A 14933-nucleotide genomic window follows, 5' to 3' on the forward strand; every position below is an offset into this window, starting at 1 on the left:
CAGATACGCAAAAGCCCCGATCAACTCGATCGGGGCTTTTTTGCTTTTATAGCATCACTCAGTCACGCAAATCAGACTCATGAATCGGCTGATCGCGATGCGTTGCCCGCTGATACTGCGCCGGCCAGGTGGCCTTGCGGCCCCCCAGGTCATCATCTGCATGCAGCGGCCAGTACGGGTCGCGCAACAGCTCACGCGCGAGGAAGATGATGTCGGCCTGGCAGGTACGCAGAATGTGCTCGGCCTGCGCGGGCTCGGTAATCATTCCTACCGTGCCGGTGGCAATGCCTGACTCCTTGCGCACCCGTTCGGCGAAGCGTGTCTGATAACCAGGTCCCGTAGGAATCTCGGCATTGGCCGCAGTGCCACCTGACGACACATCGATCAAGTCCACGCCCAGATCCTTGAGACGCCGCGCCAGCTCGACGGTCTCATCCGGGTTCCAGCCGTCTTCCACCCAGTCGGTGGCCGACACCCGTACGAACAACGGCAGTTCTTCAGGCCATACCGCACGCACCGCTTCGGTGACTTGCAGCACCAGCCGGATCCGGTTCTCGAACGAACCGCCATACTGGTCGCGTCGCTGATTGCTCAGCGGCGAAAGAAACTGATGCAACAGGTAACCGTGGGCAGCATGGATTTCGACGACTTTGAAACCGGCGGTCAACGCTCGCTTGGCCGAGGCGACAAAGGCCTGGATGACCTCAGCAATCTGGCTGTCATCGAGTTGCTTGGGCGGTGTGTGCTGTGGGTCGAAAGCAATCGGCGAAGGACCGACCGGCACCCAGCCACCTTCGTCGGGTTTGACGCTGCCATGCTTGCCGAGCCACGGCCGATGGGTGCTGGCCTTGCGTCCGGCGTGCGCCAATTGAATACCGGCCACCGCGCCTTGAGCGGTGATGAAGCGGGTGATGCGTTGCAACGGTTCGATTTGGTCATCGTTCCAAAGACCGAGGTCTTCGGCGGTGATGCGCCCGTCGGCCGTGACCGCCGTGGCTTCGGTGAACACCAGCCCGGCGCCGCCGACAGCGCGGCTACCAAGGTGGACCAGGTGCCAGTCATTGGCCAGTCCATCGACGCTGGAGTACTGGCACATTGGCGATACCGCGATGCGGTTGAGCAGGGTCAATTGACGAAGGGTATAGGGTTCAAGCAGCAGACTCATGGGGCACCTCTCGAATCAGTGGGCAGGCTCCAGGGTTCTGTTTGAAAAGTCGACGAGTGACAGGAAAAAGGTAGAGCACCCGCCCCCGCGGGCAAAAAATTCGACAAGACGTCACAAGGATTATCAAGCAGTGCTTAGAGCCTAGTCGACATCGAGGGATGAGGGAGGGTTCCGGGGATATTTGGCGTCAGGTAGATCGCTATCGCAGGCAAGCCCGCTTTCACAGGGTTTGCCCGCGACGAAGTCAACGGGGTTCGATATGGGCAATCATCAATTGCACCGTCTCGTTCCCACGAAACTCGTTAAGGTCGAGTTTGTACGCCAGCTCGACCCACTTGATGGTCGGATTCGGCCAGATATCACGGTCGATACCAAATGCAATGCCATCGAGTTTCACCGAGCCGCATTCGCTTTTCAGCACCACTTTGAGGTGCCGCTCGCCGACAACGCGCTGCTCGACCAATTGAAACACGCCATGAAACAGCGGTTCTGGAAAGTGCTGCCCCCAAGGTCCCGCATGGCGTAGCGCGCGGGCCAGTTCGAGGTGGAACTCTTCGACCGCCAACACCCCGTCCGACAGCAGCCGTCCGGTCAGGTCTTCTTCGCGCAATTGCCTACGCACTTCGGCGTCAAAGGCCTCGGCGAACAACGGAAAATTCGCTTCCGGCAGCGTCAACCCGGCCGCCATCGCGTGGCCGCCGTATTTGCTGATCAGGTTCGGATGCTGCGCCGCCACCACACTCAGGGCGTCGCGAATATGGAAACCCTGGACCGAACGTCCCGAGCCTTTGAGCATGCCATCTCCCGCATCGGCAAAGGCAATTGTCGGACGGAAATAGCGCTCTTTCATACGCGAGGCGAGGATTCCGATGACACCTTGGTGCCATTCTGGATCGAACAGGCACAAGCCAAACGGCATCGACTCGACCGGCAAATCCTTGAGCTGAGCCAGCGCTTCACGCTGCATGCCCTGCTCGATGGATTTGCGGTCCTGGTTCATGCCGTCGAGCTGCACGGCCATTTCCCGCGCCAATCCTGCGTCGTCGGTGAGCAGGCATTCGATGCCCAGGCTCATGTCATCCAGGCGCCCCGCCGCATTCAGGCGCGGGCCGACAATGAAGCCCAGATCGGTCGATGTAATGCGCGCAGGTTCACGCTTGGCCACTTCGAGAATCGCCTTGATCCCCGGCCGCGCTCGCCCGGCACGAATGCGCTCCAGGCCCTGGTGCACCAGAATCCGGTTGTTGGCATCCAGCGGCACCACGTCGGCCACGCTGCCCAGCGCTACCAGGTCCAGCAATTCGCCGATGTTCGGCTGCGGTTTGCTCTCGTACCAGCCAAGGCTGCGCAAACGCGCGCGCAGCGCCATCAACACATAGAAAATCACCCCGACGCCAGCCAGTGCCTTGCTCGGAAATTCGCAGCCGGGCTGGTTCGGATTGACGATGGCATCGGCCAGCGGCAGCTCATCGCCGGGCAAGTGGTGGTCGGTGACCAGCACCTTGAGCCCGGCCTTTTTCGCCGCCGCGACGCCTTCGACACTGGAAATGCCGTTGTCCACGGTGATCAGCAACTGTGGCGTGCGTGTCAGCGCGACTTCGACGATTTCCGGGGTCAGGCCGTAGCCATATTCAAACCGGTTCGGCACCAGGTAATCGACACGCGCCGCGCCCAGCAGACGCAACCCCAAAACGCCCACCGTACTGGCGGTGGCGCCATCGGCGTCAAAGTCGCCGACGATCAGAATCCGCTGACGTTGTTCCAGCGCCACGACCAGCAAATCGACCGCTGCATCGATGCCTTTGAGCTGCTGGAACGGGATCAGCCGCGCCAGGCTTTTGTCCAGTTCAGCCTCCGACTGCACGCCACGCGCCGCGTACAAGCGGGTCAGCAGCGGCGGCAGATCACCGAGGAATGGCAGGGTGTCGGGCAACAGGCGAGGTTCGATGCGCATGGGGTGACAGGTGCTTCTCTTGAATACGTAGGATAAAACCGGACAAAGCGGACCAGCGACGAATAATCAGCCGCGTTCGCCGCTCAGCCACTGCAACTGGACTTCGTGCTGACCACGGTCGTCAGTGACGAAAATCGTCCCTTCGCTGATCATCACGTCCCACTTGATAACGCGCGGCATGTCTTTGGCCAGGGTTTCCAGCACGTCTTGCGGCACAGCGGCGATGTGCACGTTTTTCAGGTTTTTGATCGCCGGGATCACTTTGGTTTCCCAGACACGCAAGCTGCCGTAGGCCAGCAGACTGGTGCGCTCGGTACGGCGCGAGCACCAGGTCAGGCGATCGGCGTCTGGTTGACCGACTTCGATCCAGTGCAGGACACGGTCATCCAGGCTTTTTTCCCACAAGGCTGGTTCATCCACGTCCGACAGACCGCGACCGAACGACAGCTGCTCGTTGTACCAGAAGGCGTAAGCCAGCAGCCGCACGGTCATGCGCTCTTCGGTTTCCGACGGGTGACGGGCAATGGTCTGCTTCACAGACTCGTAGACGCTACGGTCCAGGTCGGTGAGGTTCAGTTCAAACTTGTAGGTCGTGGACGGCTGGGCCATGAACGGGCTTCTTGATACGAGGAAAGGCGGCAAGTCTAACCGATGCAGTAGGCAATCAACGAATTGAAGGCGATCAACCTTGCTTGTCTGACGTTGGGCTATGTTAAAAGGCTATATCCCTTTACCGTTTGTCCTACAGGATCCAGCATGCCGTTCACCGACAAACCGCTTTCAGGTCTTAAAGTCATTGAATTGGGCACCTTGATCGCCGGGCCTTTCGCCTCGCGCATCTGCGGTGAGTTTGGCGCCGAGGTGATCAAGATCGAGTCTCCCGACGGCGGTGATCCGTTGCGCAAATGGCGCAAGCTGTATGAAGGCACCTCGTTGTGGTGGTTTGTCCAGGCACGCAACAAGAAGTCGCTGACGCTCAACCTGAAACACCCGGACGGTCTGGCGATTCTGAAAAAGCTGCTGAGCGAAGCGGACATCCTCATCGAGAATTTCCGCCCTGGCGTGTTGGAAAAACTCGGCTTGGGCTGGGAAGTCTTGCACGCGCTGAACCCGAAACTGGTGATGGTGCGGCTCTCGGGCTTCGGCCAGACCGGCCCGATGAAAGACCAGCCGGGTTTTGGTGCTGTCGGTGAATCCATGGGCGGTCTGCGCTACATCACCGGTTTCGAAGACCGGCCACCGGTGCGCACCGGGATTTCCATCGGTGACTCGATTGCCGCGCTGTGGGGCGTCATTGGCGCGCTGATGGCCTTGCGTCATCGCGAGGTTAACGGTGGCGAGGGCCAAGTGGTCGACGTTGCGTTGTATGAAGCGATCTTTGCCATGATGGAAAGCATGGTCCCGGAGTTTGACGTCTTCGGCTTTATCCGTGAGCGCACCGGCAACATCATGCCGGGCATCACGCCCTCCTCGATCCACACCAGCGCCGACGGCAAACATGTGCAGATCGGCGCCAATGGCGACGCAATCTTCAAGCGCTTCATGCTGATCATCGGTCGTGAAGACCTGGCCAATGACCCGGTGCTGGCCAGCAATGACGGGCGCGACAGTCGTCGTGACGAGATTTATGGCGTGATCGATCGCTGGGTCAATTCGTTGCCACTGGACACGGTACTTGCCCAGTTGAATCAGGCCGATGTGCCGGCCAGCCGGATCTTCAGCGCAGAAGACATGTTCAGCGACCCGCAATACCTGGCCCGTGAAATGTTCCTTCAGGCCAAGCTGCCGGATGGCAAAGACTTCAAGATGCCGGGGATCGTGCCGAAACTCTCAGAGACACCCGGCACATCGGAATGGGTCGGGCCGCAGTTGGGCGAACACAATGCGCAGGTACTGAACGATCTTGGTTATGACGAGGAACAGATCGCAAGGCTGCGTGAAGACGGGGCCATCTAAGCTGAAGCGCCTGCTTTCATCAGCCAGTCACAACACCCGCCACTGGTGCGCAGTGGCGGTTGTCGGGCTATCGGCCGGGTTGGCATCCCCGGTCTGGGCACAGCCTAAAGAGACGCTGATCTGGTTGCTGCGCGATTTGCCGCCAACGATGATCCTTGAAGGGCCGAAAAAAGGTCAGGGGATCATCGATCATATGTTGCCGCTGTTGATCGCCGGCATGCCGCAATACGAGCACACGCTGATGCGGGTCAATCGCGCCCGGGCCATGCAAATGCTCCACGAAGAATCGTTTACCTGCGATCCCTCCCTGGTCTGGACCAAGGAGCGGGAACAATGGATTACGTTCTCGATTCCGGCCTTCCGTGCCGTGAGTAACGGGCTTGTCGTGCGCAAGGAAGATCGATCTGTGCTTGAGCCGTTTTTGATAGATGGAGAAGTCGATCTGGCGGCGCTGCTGGTCAATGGGCAAAAGAAAGTCGGCGTGGTGGCCGAGCGCAGTTACGGTGAGGTGCTCGACACACTGCTCAAACAGGCACCGGACGGCGCCCTGACGCCTCACTACGGCAACGACGCCCTGGGCAGTCTGTTGCAGATGCAGCGTCTGGGCCGATTGCAGGTGGTGCTGGGTTACTGGCCAGAAATCCGCTACCAGGCCCATCAAGCGAACATCGCCGATGACGAGCTGGCGTTTTATCCGATCAAGGGCACTGGCAAGTACCTGTCCGGGTACATCGGTTGCTCCAGTACCCCCCAGGGCCGCAAGGCTATCAGCGAAATAAATCAGCTGTTGCGCACCTTGCCTCACGAGGGACTGGACCGGTTGTATGCCGACTGGCTCGATCCGCAAAGGCGTAAGGATTACCTGGAGGAAACCAAGGCGTTTTTCGAACATCAAGCCGGGGAGTGACAAATCGCAGGCAAAAGAAACCCCGAGAAGTGGGGAGACGACTCGGGGTTAAACGTGGCCTACATAAAGACCAGTGGCAGCAAGCTACAAGCACCGGAGCACAATGCTTGATCCTGCTGTTACATGGTCTGACGACCTCAGCGCAGGAAGGTTCCCACAAAAAAACAATTCAATTGCGGCTGGCCAGGATCTTGTCCTGAGCCGCATTGCGCAATGCCGCGATTACACAGGGCTCCAGCCGCCCCTCGGCAATCAGCAGATCGCGGTGCAAACCATCGACCACATCGGTCAGCTGGCGTTTATCGGCCAACTGGGCCTGGTTGAACAGCCGTTCGACCATGATCGCGCCGGTCGTACTCTTCAGCGTCACCAGGCATTCGCCATGCACGCCCGAGGGAGTCAGCGTGACCTGATACGGGCTCAGCGCCTCACCAAGCAATAGACTGATACTTTCCATCTCGATCACCACTCAATAGTCCGAAAACAAAGTGCCTGGGGCCTGTCTACAATAAGTGACCACTGGCCCGAGAAGAAAGTTCTGAATTCCAACTGCAGGCGCATCGGCGTCTCTGGTCGAAAGAGCATGCACGTCAAAGATGACAGAGCAAAAACAACGCGTCACATTGATGTCGTGCGCCGACCGATATCGGTCCACCCCCCCAGCAACCCGCGCAGTTGGCCGTCGGCGCCATAGAACGGCACCGTCCACTGGTAAATATCGCGAACCCCGTTGTTGAACATCAATTTGCGCTCACTGAAGCGCGGCTTTCGATTCTCAAGCTGGGCCATGAACTCGGCGTGCAACAGCGCTGCGGTTGCCTTGGGCAAGACATCGAGTTCAATCAGTTGCCTTCCCTGAATCTGATCGAAACGAGTACCGAGCCCTTCCTCGTAGCTCTTGTTGCACATGATCAAACGCCCTTCCAGATCACGCACGAACATCGGATCGGGCATTGCGTCCATCAAGGCATTCTGGAAAGACAGTTGATCACCGAGGTTTTTTTCCGCGACGGTACGCTGTTTGATCAGCGCCGCGAGCCGGCGATTCCAGAGCAAGGAAAGCAGGCCGAACAGGCTGATGACGAACATGCCCCAACAGAACCATTGAGACATCTGCGGCCAGCGAGAGGCAGGCTCGACGGGGGCTACCCCTCTAAGCCATTTGAGGCGAATGGCGCGCAATTCGGCCGCAGGAAACGCCTCAAGTGCCTTGTTGAGAATGCTCAACAACAGCGGCTGACCCTGGCGGACCGCAAGGTGATCAGCCTCCCACTTACCCTCTACCGCACGCCCGACCTTCAGTTGCCCCAAGGGATAGAGCTGCGCACCGATTTCATTTTCGATGGTGGCGTAAGCGTCACCGCTTTCAACCAGCGCCCTGGCTTCGGCGTAGGTTTTGACCGAGCGCAATTCGATCGCCGGGTAGTCGCGGCGAATAGTGTCTTCGAGTGCATGGCGCGCGGGTAGCACCAACACTTTTTCCGTCAACTGATCGAGCGAACGCACGACTGGCGCATCGGCCCGCCCGACAAATACCCACCCGGCGCCACCGAAGGCATGACTGAAATCCAGAAAAGTCTTGCGATCGTCATTCATTGCCAGGGTTGTACTCATGTCCGCTTCGCCACTTTCCAGACGCCCGAGCATCTGATCAGTAGAAAACGATTCTTCGTGTACAAACCGCAAGCCTGTCATGGCCGTGATGTGATTAAGCAAATCGTTGTTCAGACCACTCCATCGACCGTGCTCATCCTTGAACAGATACAACGGATACTGCACCGATGCGACGATGACTTGCGGGTGCTCGGCGAGCCATGCCAATTCATCGGCATCCAGCTCGATGGTTGCACCGACTCTCGCGCCCTTGGGCTCGGCAGTCGTAAGTTGCGCTGCCGCCGCCCCATGAGCAAAGCTCAGGGCAGCGATCAAAAACATCCAGCACGCGGCTGGTTTGAACCCTCTGAAAAACAGCATTGCCACTTCCTTCGCGATCAAATCGCCCGTCCTTCCTGGGGCGAAAACCCGACAAGTGTGGCATGCAGAAATGAGAAAGCCCGTCAGCAGACGGGCTTCAAAATGTGACAGCGTTTACCGGTTACAGAGGCTTGCCGCGGTTGCCATGCTGGCTGACAAAGGCCTGCACGGCTTTCAGATCGTTCGGCAACACGGTGCAACGCTCGTCTCGCTCAAACAAATCAGAAAGATGTGCAGGTAGCTCAAGCGCTTTTCCTACACCAGCTTTCTCCACTGCATCCGGGAATTTGACCGGATGGGCGGTGCCCAGGATCACCATTGGAATATCCAGGCTGCGGCGGCATTCGCGCGCTGCTTTCACGCCGATGGCGGTGTGCGGATCCAGCAGCTCACCGGTTTGTTCGTAGACTTCAGCGATGGTTTCGCAGGTTTGCGCGTCGTCCACGGCCAGCGAATCGAACAACTTGCGTGCTTCGGTCCAGCGTTCCTGTTCAACGCTGAAACCGCCGCCCTGCTTGAAGGTGTCCATCAGGCCGGCAATGGCTGCGCCGTTGCGACCGTGCAGATCGAACAGCAGGCGTTCGAAGTTCGACGACACCATGATGTCCATCGACGGCGACAGCGTGGCGTGCAGGGTTTCCTTGACGTACTGGTTGCCGCTCATGAAGCGGTGCAGGATGTCGTTGCGGTTGGTGGCGACGATCAACTGGTTGATCGGCAGGCCCATGTTGCGCGCCAGGTAACCGGCGAAGATGTCGCCGAAGTTGCCGGTCGGCACCGAGAACGACACCGAGCGCGCCGGGCCACCCAACTGCAGGGCTGCGTGGAAGTAGTAAACGATCTGGGCCATGATCCGCGCCCAGTTGATCGAGTTCACCGCGACCAGACGCGTGCCTTTGAGGAAGCTCTGGTCGGCGAAGCTGTTCTTGACCATTTCCTGGCAGTCATCGAAGTTGCCTTCGATGGCGATGTTGTGGATGTTCTCGCCGAAGATGGTGGTCATCTGACGACGCTGCACTTCGGACACGCGGTTGTGCGGGTGCAGGATGAAGATGTCGACGTTTTCGCAGTGCTTGCAGCCTTCGATGGCGGCCGAACCGGTATCGCCGGATGTAGCGCCAACGATCACCACGCGCTCACCGCGTTTAGCCAGCACGTAGTCAAGCAGACGACCGAGCAGTTGCAGGGCGAAGTCCTTGAACGCCAGGGTCGGGCCGTGGAACAGCTCCAGCACCCATTCATTGCCGTTCAGCTGACGCAACGGAGCGATGGCGTTGTGCGAGAACACGCCGTAGGTTTCTTCCAGAATCTTTTTGAAGTCGGCGTCAGGAATGCTGCCGGTCACGAACGGGCGCATCACCCGGAAGGCCAGCTCGTGGTACGGCAGGCCGGCCCAGGAAGCGATTTCTTCCTGGGTGAAGCGTGGCAGGTTTTCCGGCACGTACAGGCCGCCGTCAGTGGCCAGACCGGCCAGCAGGACGTCTTCGAAATTCAGGGCCGGTGCCTGGCCGCGGGTACTGATATAACGCATAAGAGCAAACCTTCGGTTTTGGCTTCAAGCCGCAAGCTACAAGCTACAAGTGAACGGCGCTTTGCTCTCACTTGCAGCTTGAAGCCTGAAGCTTGCAGCTGCTGTTAATTCAGGTGTTCGACTCGGATCCGTACAACCGGACCGACCACACCCGTCAGGGCTTCCAGAGCGGCGATCGCATCGTTCATGTGCTGTTCCAGCACACGGTGCGTCAGCAGGATCATCGGCACCAGTCCGTCATGTTCTTCGACTTCTTTCTGCATGATCGATTCGATGTTGATGCCACGCTCCGACAGGATGCTCGCCACCTGGGCCAATACGCCCGGATGGTCCTTGGCCTGGATGCGCAGGTAGTACGCGCTTTCGCAGGCTTCGATCGGAAGAATCGGGTGCGCCGACAGCGAATCCGGCTGGAAGGCCAGGTGCGGCACGCGGTTTTCCGGGTCGGAGGTCATGGCGCGAACCACGTCCACCAGGTCGGCGATCACCGACGAAGCCGTTGGCTCCATGCCAGCGCCAGCGCCGTAGAACAGCGTCGAACCGGCGGCGTCACCGTTGACCATCACCGCGTTCATCACGCCGTTGACGTTGGCGATCAGGCGATCAGCCGGGATCAGCGTCGGGTGTACGCGCAGTTCGATGCCTGCTGCCGTGCTGCGAGCGACACCGAGGTGCTTGATGCGATAGCCCAGCGCTTCGGCGTAGTTCACGTCAGCGGTAGTCAGCTTGGTGATGCCTTCGGTGTAAGCCTTGTCGAACTGCAGCGGGATGCCAAAGGCGATGGACGCCAGGATCGTCAGCTTGTGGGCCGCATCGATGCCTTCAACGTCGAAGGTCGGATCGGCTTCGGCGTAACCCAGGGCCTGCGCCTCGGCGAGTACGTCTTCGAAGGTGCGACCCTTCTCGCGCATCTCGGTGAGGATGAAGTTGCCGGTGCCGTTGATGATCCCGGCAACCCAGTTGATACGGTTGGCAGACAGGCCTTCACGGATCGCCTTGATCACCGGAATGCCGCCAGCAACAGCCGCTTCGAACGCCACAATCACGCCTTTCTCGCGAGCCTTGGCGAAAATCTCATTACCGTGAACGGCGATCAGTGCCTTGTTCGCGGTGACCACATGCTTGCCATTCTCGATGGCCTTGAGTACCAGCTCGCGGGCAACGGTGTAGCCGCCCATCAGCTCTATGACGATGTCGATCTCAGGGTTCGTGGCCACTTCGAAGACATCGTTGGTAATCGCAATACCGGTCGTTTGGAACTGAGGCTTTGGCGTGCGCATGGCAATTTGTGCCACTTCGATTCCACGCCCGGCACGACGAGCAATTTCCTCGGCGTTACGCTGAAGTACGTTGAAGGTACCGCCACCGACGGTCCCTAACCCACAGATGCCTACTTTGACCGGTTTCACTGTGAACTCCCCATAAAACGGCCGACTCAAGGCCGGCCGTGAAAACAGCCGCACGTTCGCGGCTCTCTATTAATGACCCGGTAAATGTTGCTGCCGGACCATGATCGTCAAAGGCTGGCCGTGACGATGCGAATTTACTTCGCGCCCAGCGCCAGTTTGGCGACTTGTGGCGCAGGCTGGTAGCCCGGAATGACCTGACCGTCAGCCAAAACGATGGCCGGTGTGCCGTTCACGCCAATCGACTGACCGAGGGCAAACTGCTTGGAAACCGGGTTATCGCATTTGGCGGCCTTGATTTCCTTGCCATCGACCATTTTGTCCATGGCGGCTTTCTTGTCTTTCGAGCACCAGACCGCTTGCAGCTGTTCGTCACCCGGCGAGCCCAGGCCCTGGCGCGGGAACGCGACGTAACGTACTTCGATGCCGCGCTTGTTCAGCTCAGGCACTTCGGCGTGCAGTTTGTGGCAATACGGGCACGTGGTGTCGGTGAACACGGTGATGTGCGACTTGGTTTCGCCGATGGCCGGATAGACCACGGTTTCAGCGACCGGAATCTCATTGATCAGTTTGGATACGCCCAGGCGTTCGGTCTTCTCGGTCAGGTTGACCGGCTTGCCGTCCTTGAGCTGGAACATGTAGCCCTGAACCACGTACTGGCCGTCGGCGCTGGCGTAAAGCACGCGGCTGCCTTTGAGTTTGACTTCGTACAGGCCCGGCAGCGGGCTGGCGGTGATGGTTTCGACGGGCACGTCGAGCTGGAGGTTTTCCAGGCTTTTACGGATGGCTTTGTCGGCCGCGTCATCGGCGACGGCAAAGGTGCTGACCAACGCAATGGCTGCGGCGGCGAAAATCTGGGTCAGACGCATGAGAACTCCTGAAGGCGGACAAATGGGACGGTCAGAACGCCAGTGCCAAAACACCGGGTCATAATCGCCCATCGTGCAAACCGGCAAAGCCTACCACATAAGGCCCGCGTGGCCGAATGCGCCTGACGCAAGACATCGCAGGCTTTATGTGGGAGCGGTCAGCCGCGCGGGTGATGCTTGGCGTGCAGGTCTTGCAAACGTGCGCGGGCAACGTGAGTGTAGATCTGGGTGGTCGAAAGATCGCTGTGGCCCAGCAGCATTTGCACCACGCGCAGGTCGGCGCCATGGTTGAGCAGGTGCGTGGCGAAAGCGTGACGCAGGGTATGCGGCGACAGCGACTTGCCGATCCCGGCGACCTTGGCCTGGTGCTTGATGCGGTGCCAGAAGGTCTGGCGGGTCATCTGCTCCCCCCGCAGGCTGGGGAACAGCACATCACTGGGCCGCCCACCGAGCAGTTCACCACGCGCATCGCGCATGTAACGCTCGACCCAGACAATCGCCTCCTCCCCCATCGGCACCAGTCGCTCCTTGCTGCCCTTGCCCATCACTCGCAATACGCCCTGGCGCAGGTTGACCTGCTCCAGCGTCAGGCTGATCAACTCCGTCACGCGCAAGCCACAGGCGTAAAGCACCTCAAGCATGGCGCGATCACGCTGGCCGATGGCTTCGCTCAAGTCCGGCGCCTTCAACAGCGCTTCCACATCCGCTTCGGACAAAGATTTGGGCAACGGCCTACCGAGCTGGGGCATGTCGACGCGCAACGTCGGATCGACGGCGATCAGCTTTTCCCGCAGCAAATAACGATAAAAGCCACGCACGCCAGAGAGAAAACGCGCAGTGGATCGGGGTTTGTAGTTTTGCTCCAGACGCCAGGCCAGATGATCGAGGATCAGTTCGCGACCGGCGTTGATCAGCTCCAGGCCTTTTTCCTGCAACCAGCCATTGAATAAAGCCAGGTCGCTGCGATAGGCATCGCGGGTATTGTCGGAAAGACCTTTTTCCAGCCAGAGGACATCAAGGAATTGGTCTATCAGCGGGTGATCGATGGCGGGCATAAAGGCTCAGGCAAGACAAGTAACGATGGGACAGTCTTTCATAGCCCGCCCAGCTGCGGAACCATTGCACGTATAAATCGCAGGCAACAAAAAAGCAGCCCGTAGGCTGCTTTTTTCTGCATCGGAAGCTGGACTTAAGCCAGTTTTTCCTTGATGCGAGCTGCTTTACCGGACAGGTCACGCAGGTAGTACAGCTTGGCTTTACGTACGTCACCGCGACGTTTAACGGCCATGCTGTCGATTTGCGGGCTGTAGGTCTGGAAAGTACGCTCTACGCCAACACCGTTGGAGATTTTACGAACGGTGAAAGCACTGTTTACGCCGCGGTTACGCTTGGCGATAACAACACCTTCGAACGCTTGCAGACGCGAACGGTCGCCTTCCTTCACTTTCACCTGAACGACAATAGTGTCGCCCGGGGCAAAGGTAGGGATCTCTTTGGTCATCTGCTCTGCTTCGAGTGCAAGGATGATTTTGTTAGTCATGCTGTGCTCCTAAGGTAAATCAACGGACTTACCATCGATACGTTGTTAACTATCGTCCCGCTCGCGGATGTATTCCTCGAGCAGCTTCTTCTCTTCTCCAGAAAGCGAGCGGCTTTCCAGAAGATCGGCGCGTCGTTCAAAGGTCCTACCAAGGGACTGCTGTAAACGCCAACGCCGGATATGCGCGTGATTGCCACTTAGCAATACGTCGGGAACACGCTGATCCGCATACACCTCCGGTCGGGTGTAGTGCGGGCAATCCAGCAAACCATCCGTAAAGGAATCTTCCTCGGCGGAGTCCGCATGCCCTAAAGCTCCAGGCAGCAGTCGTGTAACCGCATCGATCAGGACCATCGCCGGCAGCTCGCCGCCAGACAGTACATAGTCGCCAATCGACCACTCTTCATCGACATGAGCTTCAATAAAACGCTCGTCAATGCCTTCATAACGACCGGCAATCAGGATCAATGCATCCAGATTCGCCAACTCGCGTACCGCCGACTGATTCAGTTGACGGCCTTGGGGGGACAGGTAAATCACCTTCGCCGCCTCCCCGGCTGCTGCCTTGGCCTGAACCAGAGCATCTTCCAGGGGCTTGATCTTCATCACCATGCCCGGGCCACCGCCAAATGGGCGATCGTCCACAGTGTGATGTCGATCCGTCGTGTAGTCTCGCGGATTCCAACAGGTGAGCTGCAAGAGCCCCTGTTTCACCGCACGACTGGTGATGCCGTACTCGCTGATGGCGGAGAACATCTCGGGAAACAAACTGATCACTTCTACGCGCAAGTTAGCCACGCTTAGAAGTCCGCGTCCCAATCCACCTTCATCTCGCCTGCGGCAAGGTCGACAGCCAACACGCATTGCTCCGTATAGGGCAACAGGCGTTCGCGATCATCCAGGCTGCCAGCGCAAGGCTTGACCACCATTACATCATTGGCGCCGGTTTCCAGAAGGTGGTCGATTTTCCCGAGCAGTTGCCCGAGTTGATCAATAACCTTCAGACCTTCCAGCTGGTACCAGTAGTACTCGCCGTCGGTCAATTCAGGGAACAGGTTGCGCGGCACGCAGATCTCATAACCGGCCAGAAGACGAGCTTCTTCACGATCATCAAGACCCTTGAGCTTTGCGACCAGGAACTTGTCGTTCCCACGTCCGCTGACCAGCTCGACCTGTTTCACATTGCCTTCGCGCTTGAGCGTCCAGGTTTTGTACTGCAACAGGTTTTCAGTCGGATCAGTAAAGGAATAAACCTTCACTTCGCCGCGAACGCCATGAACAGAATAAATCTTGCCGATAACGATCAAATCATCAGCAACAGCTGGCGTCGCGTTCATATTGCTCAGGCCGCAGCCTTAGAAGCGTCCTTCAACAACTGAGCAACACGCTCAGAAGGCTGTGCACCAACGCTCAGCCAGTAGGCTACGCGCTCTTGGTTCACGGACAGACGGACTTCTTGACCACGAGCAACAGGGTTGAAGAAACCAACCTGTTCCTTGTGCGAACCGTCGCGCGGGTTGCGGCTGTCGGTTACGGTCAAGTGGTAAAACGGGCGCTTTTTGGAGCCGCCAAGGGCAAGACGGATTGTTAGCATGTGAACATCGTTCCTGTAGTCGGTGCTGCAAATCTAA

Annotated in this window: 15 protein-coding genes; 2 read left to right on the top strand and 13 right to left on the bottom strand. The window is 58.6% G+C overall.

What is annotated here, in order from left to right:
* Positions 1 to 58: 58 nt before the first annotated feature.
* The 3 genes from BLQ41_RS29715 to BLQ41_RS29725 all read right to left on the bottom strand — a co-directional run bounded on the left by BLQ41_RS29715 (position 59) and on the right by BLQ41_RS29725 (position 3728).
* Positions 59 to 1165, bottom strand: a complete 1107-nt coding sequence (locus tag BLQ41_RS29715; protein WP_090187991.1) for an NADH:flavin oxidoreductase/NADH oxidase — start codon at positions 1163 to 1165, stop codon at positions 59 to 61.
* Between the two features lie 244 nt (positions 1166 to 1409).
* A complete protein-coding gene (recJ, locus tag BLQ41_RS29720; protein ID WP_090187993.1) occupies positions 1410 to 3119 on the bottom strand; it encodes a single-stranded-DNA-specific exonuclease RecJ in 1710 nt (569 codons plus the stop codon).
* Between the two features lie 66 nt (positions 3120 to 3185).
* A complete protein-coding gene (locus tag BLQ41_RS29725) occupies positions 3186 to 3728 on the bottom strand; it encodes a YaeQ family protein (RefSeq protein WP_008151638.1) in 543 nt (180 codons plus the stop codon).
* A 147-nt stretch (positions 3729 to 3875) separates the two neighbouring features.
* Between BLQ41_RS29725 and BLQ41_RS29730 the strand changes: the two genes are divergently transcribed.
* Positions 3876 to 5075 (top strand): CaiB/BaiF CoA transferase family protein, encoded by a 1200-nt coding sequence (locus tag BLQ41_RS29730; protein ID WP_090187996.1) that lies wholly within the window; start codon positions 3876 to 3878, stop codon positions 5073 to 5075.
* Entirely contained in the window at positions 5056 to 5982 is a 927-nt protein-coding gene (locus BLQ41_RS29735) for a TIGR02285 family protein (protein WP_090187998.1), read from the top strand. Before BLQ41_RS29730 ends, BLQ41_RS29735 begins: the two co-directional genes overlap by 20 nt.
* A gap of 169 nt (positions 5983 to 6151) precedes the next feature.
* Here the strand turns inward: BLQ41_RS29735 and BLQ41_RS29740 are convergent, their stop codons facing one another.
* The 10 genes from BLQ41_RS29740 to rpsP all read right to left on the bottom strand — a co-directional run bounded on the left by BLQ41_RS29740 (position 6152) and on the right by rpsP (position 14896).
* Positions 6152 to 6439, bottom strand: a complete 288-nt coding sequence (locus BLQ41_RS29740) for a DUF3509 domain-containing protein (RefSeq protein WP_090188001.1) — start codon at positions 6437 to 6439, stop codon at positions 6152 to 6154.
* Between the two features lie 161 nt (positions 6440 to 6600).
* Positions 6601 to 7956, bottom strand: a complete 1356-nt coding sequence (locus BLQ41_RS29745) for a transporter substrate-binding domain-containing protein (RefSeq protein ID WP_090188004.1) — start codon at positions 7954 to 7956, stop codon at positions 6601 to 6603.
* A gap of 121 nt (positions 7957 to 8077) precedes the next feature.
* Positions 8078 to 9487 (bottom strand): threonine synthase, encoded by a 1410-nt coding sequence (gene thrC / locus BLQ41_RS29750; RefSeq protein WP_090188006.1) that lies wholly within the window; start codon positions 9485 to 9487, stop codon positions 8078 to 8080.
* A gap of 104 nt (positions 9488 to 9591) precedes the next feature.
* Positions 9592 to 10896 carry a homoserine dehydrogenase gene (locus BLQ41_RS29755; RefSeq protein ID WP_027924910.1) on the bottom strand — a complete coding sequence of 435 codons (1305 nt, stop codon included), beginning with the start codon at positions 10894 to 10896 and terminating at the stop codon, positions 9592 to 9594.
* Positions 10897 to 11030: 134 nt separating this feature from the next.
* Positions 11031 to 11762, bottom strand: a complete 732-nt coding sequence (dsbC, locus tag BLQ41_RS29760; protein ID WP_090188009.1) for a bifunctional protein-disulfide isomerase/oxidoreductase DsbC — start codon at positions 11760 to 11762, stop codon at positions 11031 to 11033.
* Positions 11763 to 11920: 158 nt separating this feature from the next.
* Positions 11921 to 12817, bottom strand: coding sequence for a site-specific tyrosine recombinase XerD (gene xerD, locus BLQ41_RS29765; RefSeq protein ID WP_090188011.1), 897 nt, complete (start codon positions 12815 to 12817; stop codon positions 11921 to 11923).
* Between the two features lie 134 nt (positions 12818 to 12951).
* On the bottom strand, positions 12952 to 13302 hold the full coding sequence (rplS, locus tag BLQ41_RS29770; protein WP_003175895.1) for a 50S ribosomal protein L19: 351 nt from the start codon (positions 13300 to 13302) through the stop codon (positions 12952 to 12954).
* A 45-nt stretch (positions 13303 to 13347) separates the two neighbouring features.
* Positions 13348 to 14100, bottom strand: a complete 753-nt coding sequence (trmD, locus tag BLQ41_RS29775) for a tRNA (guanosine(37)-N1)-methyltransferase TrmD (RefSeq protein WP_090188015.1) — start codon at positions 14098 to 14100, stop codon at positions 13348 to 13350.
* A 2-nt stretch (positions 14101 to 14102) separates the two neighbouring features.
* Positions 14103 to 14639, bottom strand: coding sequence for a ribosome maturation factor RimM (gene rimM / locus BLQ41_RS29780; RefSeq protein WP_007944873.1), 537 nt, complete (start codon positions 14637 to 14639; stop codon positions 14103 to 14105).
* Between the two features lie 5 nt (positions 14640 to 14644).
* Positions 14645 to 14896, bottom strand: a complete 252-nt coding sequence (gene rpsP / locus BLQ41_RS29785) for a 30S ribosomal protein S16 (protein WP_010463010.1) — start codon at positions 14894 to 14896, stop codon at positions 14645 to 14647.
* Positions 14897 to 14933: the final 37 nt, after the last annotated feature.

Origin of the sequence: Pseudomonas arsenicoxydans (assembly GCF_900103875.1) — a bacterium.
GTDB classification, from domain to species: domain Bacteria; phylum Pseudomonadota; class Gammaproteobacteria; order Pseudomonadales; family Pseudomonadaceae; genus Aquipseudomonas; species Aquipseudomonas arsenicoxydans.

What these genes read in the sequence shown, in the direction of transcription:
- BLQ41_RS29715 (WP_090187991.1), bottom strand. Translation starts at nt 1,165, where the DNA reads ATGAGTCTGCTGCTTGAACCCTATACCCTTCGTCAATTGACCCTGCTC.
- thrC (WP_090188006.1), bottom strand. Translation starts at nt 9,487, where the DNA reads ATGCGTTATATCAGTACCCGCGGCCAGGCACCGGCCCTGAATTTCGAA.
- BLQ41_RS29725 (WP_008151638.1), bottom strand. Translation starts at nt 3,728, where the DNA reads ATGGCCCAGCCGTCCACGACCTACAAGTTTGAACTGAACCTCACCGAC.
- rplS (WP_003175895.1), bottom strand. Translation starts at nt 13,302, where the DNA reads ATGACTAACAAAATCATCCTTGCACTCGAAGCAGAGCAGATGACCAAA.
- BLQ41_RS29740 (WP_090188001.1), bottom strand. Translation starts at nt 6,439, where the DNA reads ATGGAAAGTATCAGTCTATTGCTTGGTGAGGCGCTGAGCCCGTATCAG.
- recJ (WP_090187993.1), bottom strand. Translation starts at nt 3,119, where the DNA reads ATGCGCATCGAACCTCGCCTGTTGCCCGACACCCTGCCATTCCTCGGT.
- xerD (WP_090188011.1), bottom strand. Translation starts at nt 12,817, where the DNA reads ATGCCCGCCATCGATCACCCGCTGATAGACCAATTCCTTGATGTCCTC.
- dsbC (WP_090188009.1), bottom strand. Translation starts at nt 11,762, where the DNA reads ATGCGTCTGACCCAGATTTTCGCCGCCGCAGCCATTGCGTTGGTCAGC.
- BLQ41_RS29745 (WP_090188004.1), bottom strand. Translation starts at nt 7,956, where the DNA reads ATGCTGTTTTTCAGAGGGTTCAAACCAGCCGCGTGCTGGATGTTTTTG.
- BLQ41_RS29730 (WP_090187996.1), top strand. Translation starts at nt 3,876, where the DNA reads ATGCCGTTCACCGACAAACCGCTTTCAGGTCTTAAAGTCATTGAATTG.
- rpsP (WP_010463010.1), bottom strand. Translation starts at nt 14,896, where the DNA reads ATGCTAACAATCCGTCTTGCCCTTGGCGGCTCCAAAAAGCGCCCGTTT.
- rimM (WP_007944873.1), bottom strand. Translation starts at nt 14,639, where the DNA reads ATGAACGCGACGCCAGCTGTTGCTGATGATTTGATCGTTATCGGCAAG.